Genomic DNA, 18,583 nt, shown 5'->3' with positions numbered 1-18,583 from the left:
TATGTACAACGTGTGCATTGTGGATGACGAGCCGTTTATCATTGAGGGGTTATACGATCTGGTGGATTGGCCCGCATTCGGTCTTCAAATCGTGGGGCATGCAAGTCATGGAAAGGCCGCGCTGGACGTGCTTGCGGAGCAGCGGGTGGATATTCTGGTCACGGACATTTCGATGCCGGTCATGGACGGGCTTGAGCTGATCCGGGAGGCAAGACGGTTACAGCCGGAGTTGAAGGTCATCATCCTTAGCGGATTCAACGAATTCGAATATTTAAAAGAAGGCATGAAGCTTGGCATCGAAAATTACTTGCTCAAGCCGATCAATGTGGAAGAACTCGAATCGACGCTGCGGAATGCCGTCTCCAAGCTTCATCACGTTTCGGCGGCGGATACGCCTTACGATGCATACGGCATGCAAATTTTGAAGGACAACATTTTTCATCGCTGGCTGAACGGGCAGATCGCCATACGGGAGTTCGAGGAACGGACCCGAACGATGAATCTCTCTTTGCCGGCATCGCATTTTGCCGTGGCCATTCTTCGTGCGAAGGGAGAAGAATCCGGCTTGTTCGCTCGAACGGTCGAGCAGCTGGCGAATGAAGAACATCTTCACACGTTTCGCGATCAGGATGGGGATGTCGTTGTCATTGCAAACCTGAACGAGACGCAGGCTGCGCAGCAGGCTTTTGTGAATCGTATGACGGAGCTGTCGGAACGCCTGATTCGCACACATCCCTCGCTGTTGATCGGAGCGGGAAGTCTTGTTGCCGGGTTGGATCAGGCATCTACCAGCTATCAGGAGGCGAAAAGGGCGCTCCAATATGTCATGATCTATCCCGAACTGCGGGTGATTGACCACGCGCAATTGGCAGCCGCACACGTGTCCGCCGAAGGCGGACGCTCTTCTTTTTCGCTCGATTGGAAGGAATACGCCAAACTGATGCTGGCCCGGAATACGATGCAGCTGGCAGATACGATACGCGCCGATTTCGAACATTACAGGGAGAGGGCGACGCCTGCCGTTCTGCGCAGCACCGCTTTGGAGCTGGTCATTCGTTTCAAAATGGAACTGGAGAGCATCCGGCATGCGGAAGAACTGCCCCTCTTCGAACAGGCCCTCCGCCGCATTACGGAGAGTGAGACATTCGACGACTTGGTAAGTGCCTTGCAGCAGGTCGGAACGGAGGCGATCCGCTGCCTGCAGCAGGACATGAAAAACCCGATCGTTGCGCAAGTGCTGCAGCATATCGACGAACATTATGCAGAGGAGCTGTCGTTGAAGCTTCTGGGTGCCAAATATCATCTTCATCCGGTATATTTGGGACAGCTGTTTCAGAAAGAGACGGGCGAAACGTTTGCCGAATACATCAACAAATACCGGATCGAACGCGCCAAGGAGCAGCTGAGAAGCTCCAACCGGAAAGTGCATGAGATCGCCAGAAACGTAGGGTATTGGGAGACAGGATATTTTTATAAACAGTTCCGCAAATACGTGGGCATATCGCCAACCGATTTCAAAGTGATGGGGTAGCTACAGATGGGCAGGTGACGTCGGCACAGGCATGCAGATGAACAAAGGCCTTCCGGAAAGGAAGCTTCATGTGACGCTGCATGTCTTTTTGCTGTAAGGATTTGGGCTAAAAGGCATGCCGGATTAGGGGCAATCGGATACATCCATTTAATTTGTACCTCGAAATATTAAGTTTATCTTCTATTTGAAAGTGCTTTCATTCGTTAAGGTTAAAGCAGGTCGAACAATGCAGCACCATTTGCGGGCATCATACAACGACTCAAAAAGGGAGGATTAGAAATGAGTAAACAAAGAAGACGTTTTTCTCACATCCTTGCATTATTCATGGCCTTTACGCTTGTTCTGACAGCGTGCGGGGGGAGCAACAACGCCGCAGAACCGGGAGATTCGGACAATGCGGATGACAAGCCGGTAGAGCTGATCTGGTACACCATCGGCACGCCGCAAAAAGACGTCGACAAGGTCATGGAGGAAGTCAGCAAATATACCAAAGAAAAAATCAATGCCACGGTAAAGATGAAAATGGTGGACTGGGGCGATTACCCGCAAAAAATGCAGGTTAACGTCGCCTCGGGTGAACCGATGGACATTCTGTTTACCGCTTCGGGCGGATTCGATTACGTGCAAAACGCCAGAAAAGGCGCCTTCTTGGAGCTGGACGATCTGCTTACCGAGTACGGCAAGAACCTGACAGCAACGATCAACCCTGCTTTCCTGGAAGGGTCGAAGGTGGACGGGCACAACTACGGCATTCCGGCGAACAAAGAGCTTCCGCAGCAGGAAGTATGGAGATTCAACCAAACGCTGCTGGATAAATATAACCTGGACATTTCCGGCGTTCGCAGCCTGGAGAGTTTGGAGCCGCTGCTGAAAGTCATCAAGGAAAAGGAACCGAGCATCACACCGTTTGCCATGGACAAAAACTACGTGCCATACGTTCCGTATGACTACGTCATTCAAAACCTGCCGATGGCCGTCAAATTGGATACGACGGATTACAAAATCGTGAATATTCTGGAGACGCCGGAAATGAAGGAAGCGCTCACGACGATGCGCAAATACTACAAGGCTGGTTACATTTCGCCGGAAGCGGCAACCACCGGTTCAACCAATGACCTGACAACGTCGGGCAAATGGTTCCTGGATCGGGCGCAGACGCAGCCGCTTGCCGACAACCTGTGGTCCGCAAGCTATGGTTACCCGGTCGTTTCGACGCCGGCAAGTGACGCGATCATTACGAACACATCCGTTCAAGGTTCGATCATGGCCATCTCCGCGAATTCCGAATATCCGGAGAAAGCGATGGAATTCCTCAACCTGCTGAATACGGACCCTGTTCTGCGCAACATGGTGGATTCCGGCATCGAAGGCGTCCATTACAAAATGGTGGATGACCTGCATATGGAAAATCTGCCTGAGTCCAAAAATTACGACATGCCTTCCTACTCGCTCGGCAACAACATGCTGCTCAACCTGAACAGCAACGATCCGGACGACAAGTGGGATCAATTCAAAAAATTCAACGAAGAAGGGGTCAACTCTCCGATTCTGAGCTTCAACTTCGATGCAAGCAACGTGTCCGCCGAACTGACGGCCGTGCAAAACGTGAAGGAACAATACTGGGCGGCACTGATGACCGGCACGCTCGACCCGGAAACCAACCTGGACCAAGTGATCGAGAAGTTCAATCAGGCCGGGCTGGAGAAGGTGATGGCCGAAGCGCAAACGCAGCTGGACGCGTGGAGAGCGGCGAATCAATAGGATTAACGGAGAAAGGATCGGGCGGCTGCATGCTTGCGTCCGGTCCTTTTCCATTCATGCCTGAAGGGGGAGGATTTTGATGACTGCATTTTTGAAAAACCTGTTCAAAAACCGGGTTTTGCTGTTCATGGTGCTGCCAGGCGCCATCTGGTTTCTATTTTTCTCGTATTTGCCGCTCGTAGGCACCATCGCCGCGTTCAAGGAGTACCGATTCAGCCGCGAAGGCTTTTGGGCAAGCCTGATCAAGAGCGAATGGGTAGGCTGGGACAATTTCAAATTTTTGTTCAGCACCAACGATGCCTGGCTGATCACGCGCAACACGCTGCTGTACAACGTTGCCATCATTTTTCTGGGCCTCGTATTTGCGGTCGGGCTTGCCGTTCTGTTATCCGAGCTTGTGAACAAACGGCTGGCGAAAACGTATCAAACGGCCATGTTCCTGCCGTATTTCCTGTCCTGGGTCATCGTCGGTTATTTCGTGTTCAGCTTTCTGAGCATGGACCGCGGCATGCTGAACCAGATTTTGGGCTGGTTTGGAGCCGAACCGGTTCAGTGGTATTCGGAAACGAAGTATTGGCCATACATCCTGATTCTCGTCGCTCTATGGAAAACGGTGGGTTACAACAGCATCGTCTACCTGGCCTCGATTCTGGGTATCGACCGTTCACTCTATGAAGCCGCGATGATCGACGGCGCGAGCAAATGGCAGCAGATTCGGAACATTACGATCCCGATGCTGTCTCCCATCATTATCATCATGACCCTGCTTGCGGTCGGTCGCATTTTTTATGCGGACTTCGGGCTGTTCTACCAGGTGCCGCGCGACTCGGGAACGTTATACGCCGTGACCAACGTGATCGACACATACGTGTACCGTGGTCTGAAGGTCAGCGGAGAGATCGGCATGAGCACTGCGGCAGGCTTGTATCAATCCGTCGTCGGTTTCGTGCTTGTCATCATTTCCAACTACGTCGTCCGCAGAATCGACAAGGACAGCAGCCTGTTCTGACGCAAAGGAAAGGGGAGATTCACCTTGGCACAACTCGTTAAAAAACGCGACTTCCACCACGTATCCCGCGGCTGGAACGTCATTTTGAATATTGTGGCCGGCTTGTTCGCTTTGATCTGCGTGTTTCCGTTCGTGTTTGTGGTCATCATCTCGCTTACCGACGAGAAGGTGCTGGCGAGCGAAGGGTACCGGGTCATTCCGTCCGAATGGAGCTTTGCCGCATACCGATTTATCTGGCAGAGCGGGGATACGCTGCTGCGTGCGTACGGCGTCACCATTCTGGTAACGGTGCTGGGCACGATCATCAGCTTGATTCTGATGTCGCTGTACGCCTACGCCGTTTCCCGCAAAAGCTTCCGATACCGCCGATTTTTTTCCGTGCTCGCCATTTTGACCATGCTGTTCAACGGAGGCATGATCCCGACGTACATGGTCGTGTCCCAATTGCTCGGATTGAAGGATACGATATGGGCGCTGATTTTGCCGCTGGCGATGAATGCCTTTTATATCATGATTTTGCGTACGTTTTATTCCACCAGCGTTCCCGACGCGTTGATCGAATCCGGGAAAATCGACGGTGCGGGCGAATTTTACGTGTTCCTGAAAATCGTGCTTCCGTTGTCCCTGCCGGGACTGGCCACGATCGGGCTGTTCAGCACGCTCGGTTACTGGAACGACTGGTTCAACGCGCTGCTGTATATCGATAACCCCAACCTGGTGCCGCTGCAGTCGATGCTGATGCGAATCGAATCCAGCATTCAGTTCATCCAGCAAAATTCGGCCAACAGCTCGATGAGCCTGGCGGCAATGCAGTCGATTCCGCAAGACACGTCGCGGATGGCCATGGTTGTGCTGGCGACGCTGCCGATCATTTTCGCGTATCCGTTCTTCCAGCGTTATTTCGTGCAGGGACTTACGGTCGGAGCCGTCAAAGAATAGGGTCGAGAGAGAAAGCATAAGAGCTAATCGGGATAATCGATGGAAGGAGCGGTTCACACAATGATGATCTACAAGGATCCCAGCAAACCGGTTGAAGAGCGGGTGAACCACCTGCTGAGCCTGATGACGACGGAAGAAAAGGTAGGCCAGCTTGTCCAGCCTTTCGGCTGGCAAGTGTACAGCCATGAGGCAGGGCGGATCACGCTGACCGAAGCATTCAAGGATCAGATCGCAAGCGGAGGCGTCGGCTCGCTGTACGGCACCCTGCGCGCCGACCCGTGGACAGGAGTGACCTTAGACACCGGATTGTCCGCACGGGAAGGAGCCGAAGCGATCAACCTGATCCAGAAATACGCCGTGGAGCATTCCCGGCTCGGCATTCCGCTGCTCATCGGGGAAGAATGCTCGCACGGCCACATGGCGATTGGCGGTACCGTATTTCCGGTCCCGCTGCTGCTCGGCAGCACATGGAACGTCGATCTTTACCGGAAGATGTGCCGTGCCGTTGCGAGGGAGACACGGGCACAGGGGGGAGCCGTAACGTATTCCCCGGTGCTGGACGTGGTTCGCGACCCGCGCTGGGGACGCACGGAGGAATGTTTTGGCGAAGATCCGTTCCTGATCGGTGAAATGGCGGTCGCTTCCGTGGAGGGGCTGCAAGGCGAACGGCTCGACGCGGAAGATGCACTCGCAGCCACGCTTAAGCATTTCGTGGGTTATGGCAGCTCGGAAGGCGGGCGCAATGCCGGACCGGTGCATATGGGGTGGCGCGAGCTGCTGGAGGTTGATTTGTACCCGTTCCGGAAAGCGGTGCAGGCTGGCGCGCAATCGGTGATGCCGGCTTACAACGAAATTGATGGTACGCCTTGCACGGTAAACCGGGAACTGTTGGATGGCGTTCTTCGCGAGCAATGGGGGTTCGACGGTCTGGTCATTACGGACTGCGGCGCCATCGACATGCTTGCCAGCGGTCATGACGTGGCGGCGGACGGCATGGATGCAGCGGTGCAGGCTTTGCGGGCCGGGATCGACATGGAGATGTCCGGCACGATGTTCGGGCAATATCTGATGCAGGCCGTCCAGGAAGGCAAGCTCGAGCCTCATGAGCTGGACCAGGCCGTAAGCCGGGTGCTGACGCTGAAATTCAGGCTGGGCCTGTTCGAACATCCTTATGCGGATGCGGACCGGGCCGCTGACGTGATCGGCAGCGAAGAACATGTGCGGCTGGCTCGCCAGCTGGCAGCAGAGGGCATCGTTTTGCTCAAAAACGAGCATAAGACGCTGCCGTTGTCCACGGCTTCGGCAGGACGCATCGCAGTGATCGGGCCGAACGCCGATCAGCCATACAACCAGCTTGGGGACTATACATCGCCCCAGCCAAGATCGCGAGTCGTCACCGTACTGGACGGCATTCGCGCCAAAGTGGCCGCCTCGCACGAGGCGCTGAAAGATGAGCTGGCGAAACAGGACGACGGGGTCCTGTATGCGCCAGGCTGCCGCATCAAAGGCGAGGCTGCGGAAGGCTTCGAGCATGCGATCGCCACGGCGGAAGCCGCAGATACGGTCATCATGGTGATGGGCGGCTCCAGCGCGCGCGACTTCGGCGAGGGCACGATCGACCTTCGAACAGGAGCTTCTGTCGTATCAGGCGATTCGTGGAACGACATGGACTGCGGGGAAGGCATCGACCGCATGACGTTGGGACTGGCCGGCGTGCAGCTGCAGTTAATGCAGGAGATCGGCAAACTGGGCAAAAACCTGATCGTGGTGTATATCAACGGCCGTCCCATCGCGGAGCCATGGGTGGATGAACACGCCGATGCTATCGTGGAGGCCTGGTATCCCGGTCAGGAAGGCGGCCATGCCATCGCCGACGTGCTGTTCGGCGACGTGAATCCGTCCGGCAGGCTGACGATCTCCATTCCGAAGCATGTCGGCCAGCTGCCGGTCTATTACAACGGCAAACGTTCGCGCGGCAAACGGTATCTGGAGGAAGACCTGGAGCCGCGGTATCCTTTCGGATACGGGCTTAGCTATACCACCTTCGAGTATGGCGTGCCAAAGCTCGATGCCGCATCCATTACGTTGCACGAAACGGTTACGGTATCGGTAGAGGTAACCAACGTGGGGCCGCGAAGCGGTGCCGAGGTGGTGCAGATGTACGTCACCGACGTCACCAGCGAGATGACCCGTCCGGCGAAGGAGCTGAAGGGATTCGCAAAGGTCATGCTGGAGCCCGGCGAAACGAAGACGGTTAGCTTTTGCGTCGGGGCGGAGCAGCTGCAATACATCGGGCGGCATCTGCAGCGTGTTGTCGAGCCAGGGCTGTTTCGCGTCCATATCGGCAGAAACGTGAACGATACGCAATATGCGGAACTGCACGTAAGGGAGGGATAGGAAAATGGAACGTATCAAACGATGGATCGCCGAGCTGTCCCGGCATCAATGGCTGGAACAGCGGGAATTGCGCAGCTGGGAGATCCGCCGCGCCAATTATGTTTTGCCGGGACAATACGAGGAAGAGACGGCGTATACCGAGGGCGAAGGCTTGGATGTTTTCCCCAGCGTGCAGGGCACGACGTATTTTTTTCGGACACGACTGGAAATTCCGGAATCTTGGAGGGATGCTCCCTTCGGGCTTGTATTCGAGTCTGGAGGAGAAGGGCTGTTAAGGGTTAATGGGCGCTCTTATCAAGGATTGGATCGCAATCATACCTACGTGACGCTGGATGCCTCCCGGATCGGGGATCGTCCCGAGCTGGAAATCGAACTGTTCGATCCTGTGCCGGAGCCCGTCGATCCGCTCAACCATCAAGCGGTGATCCAACCGCCGATTACGTCCGTGACAAGTTTGCTGGTCCGACCGAACGAGGCGGTGCGCAGTTTGATGTACACGGTCACCATCGTGCGTGATTCGGCGGCGCTAATGCCGGAAGCTGAGCTGCGCCGGGTGCGTTTGCTGGAAGCATTGCACCAGGGCATGGATGCATTCGTGGGCATGACGAAACAGGAGATCGAGCAGGGTGAAGGCATCCGAGCGATTGAGCAGCAATTGCGTACGAACGTGCGCGGCATCGGCGGCAATGCGGAGGGGCTGGAGCATATGATCGGCCAATCCCATATCGACATTGCCTGGTTATGGCCCGTGCGGGAAACGGTGCGCAAGACCAGCCGCACCTTTTCCACCGTCGATGCTCTGATGAACGAATATCCCGATTATATGTATACGCAAAGCCAGCCTTTGCTGTATGCCTTCCTGAAGGAGAACGATCCCGAATTGTACGAACGGGTCAAAGCCCGGATTGCCGAAGGGCGCTGGGAGCTCGTTGGCGGCATGTGGGTGGAGCCTGACCTGAACATTCCGAGCGGCGAATCGCTGATGCGCCAAATGCTGTACGGCCAGCGTTTCTATCAGGAGGAATTCGGCAAGACGTCGCGGATCGAATGGCTGCCGGATACGTTCGGGTATTGCGCTTCATTGCCTCAAATCCTGAAGCATGGCGGCGTGGATTACTTCATGACGACCAAGCTGGGCTGGAACGATACCAATGTGTTTCCGCATGATCTGTTCCATTGGGTAGGGATTGACGGCACGGCTATTTTGTCCTACCTCAATCATGGCGTCAATGAGCACACGCTGCCCAAGGACATTCACGACCATTGGCAGTCGTACCGCCAAAAAGCCGAACATCCCGAGCAGATGCTGCTGTACGGGCATGGAGACGGCGGGGGCGGCGTAACCCGGGAAATGCTGGAGTACGTGCAGCGCACCGAGCTGATGGTCGGCCAGCCGAGCCAGCGTTACAGCACGGCAGCTACTTTTTTCGCAGGGATCGAACAGCGGGGGCCGGAGCTTCCGGCGTGGCATGGCGACCTGTATCTGGAGCTGCACAGGGGCACATACACCACGCACGCCCGCAACAAGCGGCACAATCGCCGGGCTGAGAATCTGTACCGGGAAGCGGAGCTGTGGCATGTATTGGCTCGGCCGGAATTGGATGAGCAAAGCGATGCCTCGCTCCGTTCGAGTTTGCATGATGGCTGGAAGTTGATCCTGCTTAACCAATTCCACGACATCATCCCAGGTTCGGCCATTACCGAGTCTTACGTGACTTCCGAGCAGGAGTATGTGCGCGTTATGGAGCTGGGAGAACAGGGGCTTGCACAAGGACTGCATTGGCTGGCCGCAGGCATGGATGTGAACAGGCCGGGGGACGGCGTGCCATACGCGGTGTTCAACGGCTTCGGCTGGAAACGCAGCCCGGTGGTGAAGCTGCCGGGAACGGACAGCCACGATATAGATGTACAGGCAAAAACAAAAGTCTATGTCGTCACAGACGGTGCCGGACAGGAATTGCCTATGGATGTTGGAGAAGATGGCATTTCTGTACGCGTCGAGGATATTCCGGCCTTCGGATATCGCGTCATCTGGCTAACGGCCTGCGATGTGCAAGCCCATTACGGCACAGATGGCCAGCGGGATGCTGGAACGGTTAACGGCATGAATCAAGATGCGTTGGCGGAAAGTGATTCCCGGCAACAACCTATGGCGGAGTTGGCCGCGTCGATGGAAACACATGCTGAACCGAGAGAAGACAATTCACAGCAAGTGATTGACCCGAGCCCAGGATGCAGCGAATTCGTGGATACCTGGGAAACCCCGTTCTATCAGGTACGCTTCAATGCCAATGGCGAAATCATCCGCTTATGGGACAAAACGGCGAAGCGCAACGTCCTCAAGCCCGGGGAGGGAGGCAATCGGTTTTATTTTTTCCATGACCGTCCGACGCTCTGGGATGCTTGGGATATCGACAGCCGTTATGAACATCAAGTTGCTGGCGAAGCCGAGCTGCTGGAGCAAAAGTGGGTACTCGCTGGCCGGACGAAGGACGTGCTGCGTTTCCGCTGGCGGCTGCATGATTCGTTCATTACGCAGGACATCGTGTTCTACCATCATGACCGCCGCATCGATTTCAAAACACAGGTGAACTGGAAGGAAGAGCACAAGCTGCTCAAAGTGGGCTTTCCCATCGACGTGGTGACGTCCAAGGCGACGTACGAAATCCCGTTCGGCGCGCTGGAGCGGCCGACGCATCGCAATACGAGCTGGGAACAAGCCCAGTATGAGGTATGCGGGCACCGTTTTGTGGACGTGTCCGAGTACGGGTACGGCGTCAGTTTGCTGAATGATTGCAAATACGGATACGACGTGCAGGGAAGCACCATCCGGCTTTCATTGCTGCGCGCGCCAAGATGGCCCGACCGAACGGCAGACCTGGGCGAGCATCACTTTACGTATGCGTTGTATCCACATGAAGGGGATTGGCGAAGCGCGCATACGGTGCGCCGGGCATCCGAACTAAACAGTGAAGCAGCCGTAATGCGGATCGAAGGAGAAGACAAGGATGGCGCGGTAAATACAGCGTTAAGTCCATCATCTGACAGGGATGCTTGGATTCGGCTGGACAGCAAACACGTCATTCTGGATACGGTCAAAACGGCTGAGGATGGCAACGGCACGGTGCTCCGGTTTTATGAATCGGCGGGCTCGCGCGAGCGGATCGTCCTGAGATGGCCTCATGCCTTCGGGCAGGCTTATCTCTCCAATGCGTTGGAAGAGGTTGGAGAGCCGCTTGAAGCCAACGACCGGCAGATTGAACTGCATTTCGCACCGTACGAAATCAAAACCGTACTTTTGCGCGATATATAAGAGGAACTGAGATAAGCACATCAACGGAGAGGTAGAACCAATCTGGAGAAGCGGAGCGGTCCTAAAAGCTTTCTGAAAGAAAGCTCCATCGGAAGCGTAGTCTTATCACCGGATTTTCCCCTTGACAAGGGGGTTCAAAAAATTCGGGGATAACGGTGATCGGAAGATGGTACTGCACTCGAAGTGTCCTGGTGCGATTCATTAGTCCGGCTTAAATAACGGAAAAAGATTAAAGGAGAAGCGACCATGGAACAATTCAGATTACCCAAAATACCGATGCCTCCGGTTGCCTTGCCGCAATCGGTTCAAGCGGTACTCGCCGAGGCGGACGACAAGCTGGCTCACAGACCGAAGCTGCTCCAGCTGTTCAAAAACTGCTTCCCGAATACGCTGGAAACGACGACTAAACTGATGAACGATGGCACGACCTTTGTCATCACGGGTGATATTCCTGCCTGCTGGCTGCGCGATTCGGTGGAACAGGTGGTCCATTACGTGCCGTTTGCAAAGGAAGATCCGGAGCTGCAGCGAATCATCGGCGGTCTGATCAAACGCCACATCCGGTACGTGCAGATCGACCCGTATGCCAACGCGTTCAACGAATCGGCCAATGACTGGCATTGGAACACGACGGATGAAACGGAAATGTCCCCCTGGGTGTGGGAGCGCAAGTTCGAGATCGACTCGTTATGTTTCGTGATTCGGCTCGCCTATTTGTATTGGAAAGAAACGGAGCTGACCGACATTTTCGATGCCAGCTTCAAAGCAGCCGTGCGTGTAATCGTGGACCTGTTCAAAACGGAGCAGCGGCATATGGAGCAGTCTCCATATCGCTTCACGAGGGATAATGGCATTCCGACGGACTCTATCCGCAACAACGGGCAAGGCATGCCGGTCAATTACACGGGCATGATCTGGTCCGGTTTCCGTTCCAGCGATGACGCTTGCGATTTCCACTACAACATTCCAGGCAACATGTTCGCCGTCGTAGCGCTGCGCCAGATGCAGGAATTCGCCGAGTGGGTGTTCCGTGACATGGCTTTGCTGAAAGAGCTGAAACAGCTGGAGCAGGAAGTGCGCCATGGCATCGAGCTGTACGGCATTTACCGCCATCCCGAATTCGGCCCGATCTATGCCTACGAAACCGACGGGTTCGGCAATTATTGCCTGATGGACGACGCCGGCACGCCTGGCCTGCTGTCCATTCCGTACCTCGGCTACGTAACTGCGGATGATCCGGTGTACCAGAATACGCGGCGCTTTGCCCTCAGTAAAGAAAATCCGTTCTATTATGAAGGCAAAGTGGCGAAGGGCCTCGGCAGCCCGCATACGCCGCCGGATTATATTTGGCATATGGGATTGTCCATGCAAGGACTGACGGCCACCTCGGCCGAAGAGAAGCTGGAGATGATTCGATTGCTGGAAGCGACGGATGCGGATACGGGATATATGCATGAAGGCTTCCATGCCGATGATCCGACGGTGTTTACGCGGAAATGGTTTGCCTGGTCCAACAGCTTGTTCTCCCAGCTGGTCTATAAAGCGATGAAGGATGGGTTGTTATGAGCCTGAACGATGCGCAAAAACGTAAATCCGCCTCACCGATCGTCATGTTGTGCGATCCCGGCTTTCCGGCCGAGATCGCTCTGCCTGCGCCGGAAGAGCAAAAGAACTGGCCGGAAACGGAGGGCATTTTGGTCGTCCGTGCGGATGAATTAGCAGCTGCCTTGGAATCGATGAATGGGCAAGGTTGTTTGGTGAATCTGCATGCGCCTTATTTTCCGAAGTCAGCCTGGAAGGCGATCTGCGATTTCCTTCATCAAGGAGGAAGCCTGGTCAGCGTCGGCGGCGCACCATTCAAGCGGCCGGTTCGGCGCGAGCATGATGCATGGGTGGCGGAGCCGGAACAGACGGCATATCATCAGGAGCTTTATATCCATGAAACGCTGCGCGTATCGGGGGACAATGTGGCTAGCTTGCAGCCGTCCACGAGCATGCCATTGCTGGAGGGACGACAAGGATTGTTTCCTGTTGCGCCGACGTGGAATCTGGTTCCGCATACGACAAAATCAAGCGATTTGCCCCACCAGATGGGTTCCGCCGGTCCGATGAGCACCCAGATTTATCCCCTGCTCAAAGGAATCAGCACGGATGGCCGCAGCGTGTCAGCCCCTGTCGTCTTGTGGGAAAATTCCCGCGGTACGTTTGCCGGCTCGCGCTGGCTATTCGTTCATGCACCCTTAACCGATTTATTCTGGCAGCAGGACGGAGTGGAAGAGATCGTAAGGTGGGCGAAGTTTTGCGCCAAAGGTGTGACCGAGCTTTCGCTGAAGCCGAACTATGCTTCGTATGAACCCGGAGAACGGGCGATCCTGACGCTGCAAGGACAAATTTTGCAGCATAGAGCCCGCGGCAGCGTTGGCATGGATACGGCGGAAACATGGATATTTAAACTTGCAGTAGAGCGGGCAGACCCTGAAAATGGTCAGGCTGAACAAGTATGGCATCACCAGTTGGAGCTGGCATTGACGGGGGAACAGCGTTTTGCGCGAATTCCTCTCCCGTTTGAGATTCAAAACGGGCTTTATCGGATCGTGTGCCAGGCTTCGGGACCGGATGGCGAAACACGCATGCTTCGCCAAGGCTTCTGGGGACAGGATGCTGAATTGCTCGCAGCAGGGGAGCTGCTGACTCGCGGCCGGGATTACTTCCTGCAGGGCGGTCGCCCGCTTCCCGTAGTGGGCATGACGTACATGGCATCCGACGTGGCCCGAAAGTTCCTGTTCCTGCCCAACGCCGAGGTATGGGACCGGGACATGGCCCAGATGGCCAAAGCGGGCATCAACTGGATTCGCACCGGCATTTGGACCGCTTACCGCAACATGATGCAGGTGGACGGCCACATGTCGGAAGAGGTGCTGCGATCGATCGACGCCTTCCTGCTCACGGCGAAGCGCCACCGGTTGCGCGTGACGTTTACCTTCTTTTCATTTACGCCAGAGACATGGGAAGGGACGAATCCGTATCTGGATCCGCAAAGCGTTGAAGCCCAGAAACGCTTCATTCGCAGCATCGTCAGTCGTTATACCCATGCGACGCATGTAGATTGGGACCTGATCAACGAACCTTCGATGTTCGATCCGGCGCGCATTTTCTCCAGCGGGCCACGCTCATCTAGGGATCTGCACGAACAGCAGGCGTTTGTGCAATGGCTGCGTGAACGTCATGACACGATCGAGGTGTTGCAGGAAGCGTGGAACATGTCTCCGGCGCAGCTGCCGAACTTTGAAGCCGCTCGCATCCCCGAAGCCGAAGAGATCAATTTCGACGTGCAGGACATGCATCAGGCCAAAAAGGGAACCCGCTGGCTGGATTATTGCCTGTTCTCGATGGAGATGCACAACCGTTGGGCGCGGGAACTCGTGCAAACGATCAAGGATCTGGTGCCCGATCACCTCGTGACGATGGGACAAGATGAAGCGCTGGGCGCACAGCGGCCCTCTCCGTTTTTCTATGAAAGCGAAGTGGACTATACGACCGTGCATTCCTGGTGGCTCAACGACGATCTCGTATGGGATGGCATTTTTGCGAAAACGCCGCATAAACCGAACCTGATCCAGGAAACGGGCATAATGTACGTCGAAACGCCGGACGGCCGGGCCAAACGCACGGAGGAGGAACTGCGCAGCATCCTGGAACGGAAATACGCGTATGCTTTTTCCACAGGCGGCGCGGGGGCCGTGCAATGGATCTGGAACACGAATTTTTACATGGACAATGCCAACGAATCCCATATCGGTGCGCTCAGGGCGGATGGCACAGAGAAGCCGGAGGCGGACGTATCCTATGATTTCGGCCGTTTCATGGGCGGCATTCGCGATCTTTTCCGGGAACGTGAGCTGGAGGATATCGCGGTGGTATTCCCTTATTCCAACGATTTTTCCAATCGCGCGCTTGCCTATGATGCCACGACCAAGCTTACGAGAGTGTTGGCCTATCAGCTGAAACAACCGTTCAGGGCCATGTCCGAGTACCATCTGGCGCATTTGGAAGAACAACCGCCGAAGCTGATCATCGTGCCGAGTCCGCACAATATGGACAGCGGTGCTTTGGAACGATTGCTATCGTTCACGGAGAAGGCAGGGGCCACGCTGCTGTTTACCGGGCCGCTCGGCTTGGATGCCTACTGGAAGAAGACGGATCGTGCAGACCTCCTCGTCGGCGAACGTGAGCAGCGTAACGTGCAGCGCGAAGAAATGCTGGATATCGACGGAACCTCTTATGCGCTTGCCTATGGTCGCCGCCGTATTGCCGAAGTGTGCAAAGAGGTCCTCGTGAACGGGAACGGTCATAATCAAACGGATGGAAGCAAAGCAAAGCTAGACTCCATTACAAAGGTGACGTTGGGTCAAGGAAAGCTGATCTGGTGCCCGCTGCCGCTGGAGCTGAACGAACGGGAAGAAGCGCTCGCGGCCATGTATCGGTATGCCATGCATACGGCGGGGATCGTTTCCGATATGGAATGGCTGACCGGAGGCGAACTTGCCGGGGTGTATGGCCGTAAGCTGACATTTGCGGAAGGAAGCCTGTATGTGTTTGTTTCCGAGTATGGCCGGGATGCCGAAGTTTGCGTGCGGGATGCCCGCACGGGAGCCACGTATTCCTTCGTGCTGGAGAGCAATCGCAGCGTCCTGTTTGCCGCGGATGCATCCGGTCAGTTACAGGCGGTTTACCGTCCTGAAGAAGTCGAAATTACACAACTTGATGCCGAGGTGAGACAGACCACATGACTACATCCAAAAGAGCCCACATCATTTCCCACACGCACTGGGACCGCGAATGGTATTTGCCTTACGAAAAACATCACATGCGCCTCGTGCGCCTGATGGATTCCCTGTTGGATCGGCTGGACGAAGAGCCGGAGTTCCGCAGCTTTTATTTGGACGGGCAGACGATCATCATCGAGGATTATTTGCAGGTACGCCCAGGGCAGAGAGAGCGGCTGGAGCACCATATCCGCAGCGGCCGGATCATCATCGGACCATGGTATATTTTGCAGGATGCCTTTTTGACGAGCGGCGAAGCCCATGTGCGCAATATGCAGACCGGGCACCGTGATGCGAGACGTTACGGGATGCCGGCCAAAATCGGGTATTTCCCCGACACGTTCGGACTGGTCGGCCAGACGCCGCAGCTGATGCGGCAATCCGGCATCGACAACGTTTTTTTCGGGCGAGGCGTCAAACCGACGGGCTTCAACAATACCGTGTCCGACGAAGGGTATGAGTCCAGCTATTCGGAGTTGACGTGGGAGGGTCCGGACGGCTCGCAGGTGCTCGGCATCCTGTTTGCCAACTGGTATTCCAACGGCAACGAGATTCCGGCAGACGAAGCATCGGCCCGCTCGTATTGGCATACCAAGCTTGCCGATGCGGTGAAGTATGCGTCCACCGACGAGCTGTTATACATGAACGGCTGTGACCATCAACCGATCCAGCTGGATTTGCCCGAAGCGCTGCGTGTAGCCCGCAAGCTGCACCCTGACGTTGAATTCGTGCATTCCAGCCTGGAGGATTATTTGGATGCGCTGAAGGCATCCTCGACCCGCGAGCTGTCCGTCGTCAAAGGCGAGCTGCGCAGCCAGCGCACCGACGGCTGGGGAACGCTCGTAAATACCGCTTCCGCACGCGTGTATTTGAAGCAAATGAACCAAAAGGGGCAGGCATTGTTGGAAAAGGTAGCCGAGCCGCTGGCATCCATTGCTTACACGCTGGGCCATGCTTACCCGCATGATCAGTTGGACTATGCCTGGAAAATGCTGATGCAGAACCATCCGCACGACAGCATTTGCGGCTGCAGCGTGGACGAAGTGCATCGCGAGATGGTCACGCGTTTTGACAAGAGTCGCCATGCGGCGGAAGCGCTGATTGAAGACAGCTCAAGGGCTATTGCGGAAGCCGTAGACACCCGCCGGTTCGGCGAATACGGAAACGATGCTCGTCCACTGGTCGTGTTCAACACGTCGGGGTGGGTGCGCAGCGGTGTCGTGCAGATGGAAATGGACGCAGCCCGGCTTTATTTCAGGGATGGGCTTGGTCTGGAAGAAAATGCGTCCCGCATGAAATCCATTGATCTGTCCCGATATCTATTGGTAGATGATCAGGGAGGCCAAGTAGACTGCACGCTGGAGGATATGGGGCTGCAATTCGGGTATGACCTGCCCGATGACCGGTTCCGCCAGCCGTACAGCAGCCGGCGCGTCAAATTGACGTTCGAAGCCGGGCAGGTTCCCGCCTTGGGATGGAAAACGTATGCTTTGGTGAAAGCCGACCGTGCAGAACGAGATGAGCGTGGCAGGGCGACGGCAGACCGAAGCCTGAACGGCGAATCCAGCTTGCTGCGCCATGACCGTGGGATGGAAAACGACAAATTCATCGTACGCATTGCGGACAACGGTTCATTTTCGATTCAGGATAAACGCACCGGCCAAGTCTATAACGATCAGGGCATTTTCGAAAATACCGGGGATATCGGCAACGAGTACATGTTCCGCCAGCCGGATGGAGAAGCTCCGCTGACGACTCGGGATCTGCGTGCAGATATTCATGTCGTGGAAGACACCCCTTATCGGGCCGCTTATGAGATCGTTCATCAATGGAGCATACCGGAATCTGCCGATGCCAAATTGGATGAGGAACAGCGAGAATTGGTCTATTACCCTAATCGGAAAGCCAATCGCTCCAACAAGACCACAGTTCTTACGATCCGTACCCGCGTATCGCTTGAACGGAATGGCGAAGGCGTTGAAATGGCGGTCAAGTTGGACAATCATGCTCGCGATCATCGGGTTCGCGTGCTTTTCCCGACCGATCTTGAGGCTGACGTGCACCGCGTCGATTCGATTTTCGAAATCGCAACGCGTGACAACATACCGGCTTCCGAATGGCAAAACCCGAGCAATACCCAGCATCAGCAATGTTTTGTCGATGTTGGTGGAGAACAGGCCGGACTTACCGTTGCGAACCTTGGGTTGAACGAGTATGAAGTGCTGCGGGATGAACGCAATACGATTGCCGTGACGTTGCTGCGTGCCGTAGGCGAGCTCGGCGACTGGGGATACTTTCCGACACCGGAGGCGCAGTGCCAAGGAGAGCATGAATTTCATTTATGCTTGATCCCTCATGACGGGAATGGAGCGACAAACGGTGCGTACAGAACGGCATACCAATTCCAGATTCCGTGGACGGCGGCACAAACCGGGGTTCATCCGGGCACGCTTGCATCTTGCCACGCTCCGTTTGATTGGCATGGAGAAGGGGTTGCTTTTTCTTCATTGAAAGTGAACGAAGAGACGGGTGACCTGATGCTGCGATGGTACAACATGACGGGTGAAGGCACGGCATTGAAGGTGACGCTCCCTAAGGCGGATGCCCAACCCCGAGCAGCACTGTACAAAAGCAACATATTGGAGATCCCGGGCGAGTCAGTGGCTCCAATCGGAGCGCACGCACCGGAGAAGAAGGAAGGCACGTCCATGTTAAGAGAAAGCTGGCTGGTGTCAGCGGGGCCTTGCGAAATCATAACGATCGGGATCCGGCGATAAAAAACGAAGGAAGCATGGTTATGGTTTCCC

At 55.5% G+C, this 18,583-nt stretch carries 9 protein-coding genes; all 9 read left to right on the top strand.

The annotated features are described in order from the left end of the window. Position 1: 1 nt before the first annotated feature. The 9 genes from L6H98_RS09490 (at position 2) to L6H98_RS09450 (ending at position 18,553) form a co-directional block, all read left to right on the top strand. Complete coding sequence (locus tag L6H98_RS09490) at positions 2 to 1,531, top strand: response regulator transcription factor (RefSeq protein WP_236414635.1); 1,530 nt, start codon at positions 2 to 4, stop codon at positions 1,529 to 1,531. A gap of 279 nt (positions 1,532 to 1,810) precedes the next feature. Then, positions 1,811 to 3,292 carry an ABC transporter substrate-binding protein gene (locus tag L6H98_RS09485; RefSeq protein ID WP_236414634.1) on the top strand — a complete coding sequence of 494 codons (1,482 nt, stop codon included), beginning with the start codon at positions 1,811 to 1,813 and terminating at the stop codon, positions 3,290 to 3,292. Positions 3,293 to 3,371: 79 nt separating this feature from the next. Further along, positions 3,372 to 4,301 (top strand): ABC transporter permease subunit, encoded by a 930-nt coding sequence (locus L6H98_RS09480; RefSeq protein WP_236414633.1) that lies wholly within the window; start codon positions 3,372 to 3,374, stop codon positions 4,299 to 4,301. A 24-nt stretch (positions 4,302 to 4,325) separates the two neighbouring features. Continuing rightward, positions 4,326 to 5,240, top strand: a complete 915-nt coding sequence (locus L6H98_RS09475) for a carbohydrate ABC transporter permease (RefSeq protein WP_236414632.1) — start codon at positions 4,326 to 4,328, stop codon at positions 5,238 to 5,240. A gap of 60 nt (positions 5,241 to 5,300) precedes the next feature. After that, on the top strand, positions 5,301 to 7,637 hold the full coding sequence (locus L6H98_RS09470; RefSeq protein WP_236414631.1) for a glycoside hydrolase family 3 N-terminal domain-containing protein: 2,337 nt from the start codon (positions 5,301 to 5,303) through the stop codon (positions 7,635 to 7,637). Between the two features lie 4 nt (positions 7,638 to 7,641). Further along, on the top strand, positions 7,642 to 10,950 hold the full coding sequence (locus L6H98_RS09465) for an alpha-mannosidase (RefSeq protein WP_236414629.1): 3,309 nt from the start codon (positions 7,642 to 7,644) through the stop codon (positions 10,948 to 10,950). A 246-nt stretch (positions 10,951 to 11,196) separates the two neighbouring features. Continuing rightward, on the top strand, positions 11,197 to 12,516 hold the full coding sequence (locus tag L6H98_RS09460) for a glycoside hydrolase family 125 protein (protein WP_236414627.1): 1,320 nt from the start codon (positions 11,197 to 11,199) through the stop codon (positions 12,514 to 12,516). Further along, positions 12,513 to 15,740 (top strand): alpha-amylase family protein, encoded by a 3,228-nt coding sequence (locus L6H98_RS09455; protein WP_236414625.1) that lies wholly within the window; start codon positions 12,513 to 12,515, stop codon positions 15,738 to 15,740. The genes L6H98_RS09460 and L6H98_RS09455 overlap by 4 nt, the downstream gene beginning before the upstream one ends. After that, on the top strand, positions 15,737 to 18,553 hold the full coding sequence (locus L6H98_RS09450; protein WP_236414624.1) for an alpha-mannosidase: 2,817 nt from the start codon (positions 15,737 to 15,739) through the stop codon (positions 18,551 to 18,553). The genes L6H98_RS09455 and L6H98_RS09450 overlap by 4 nt, the downstream gene beginning before the upstream one ends. Positions 18,554 to 18,583 lie beyond the last annotated feature (30 nt).

The sequence above is a fragment of the Paenibacillus sp. JJ-223 genome (assembly GCF_927798175.1).
GTDB lineage: Bacteria > Bacillota > Bacilli > Paenibacillales > Paenibacillaceae > Paenibacillus > Paenibacillus hubeiensis.
This window is presented reverse-complemented; position numbering and strand designations above follow the sequence as displayed.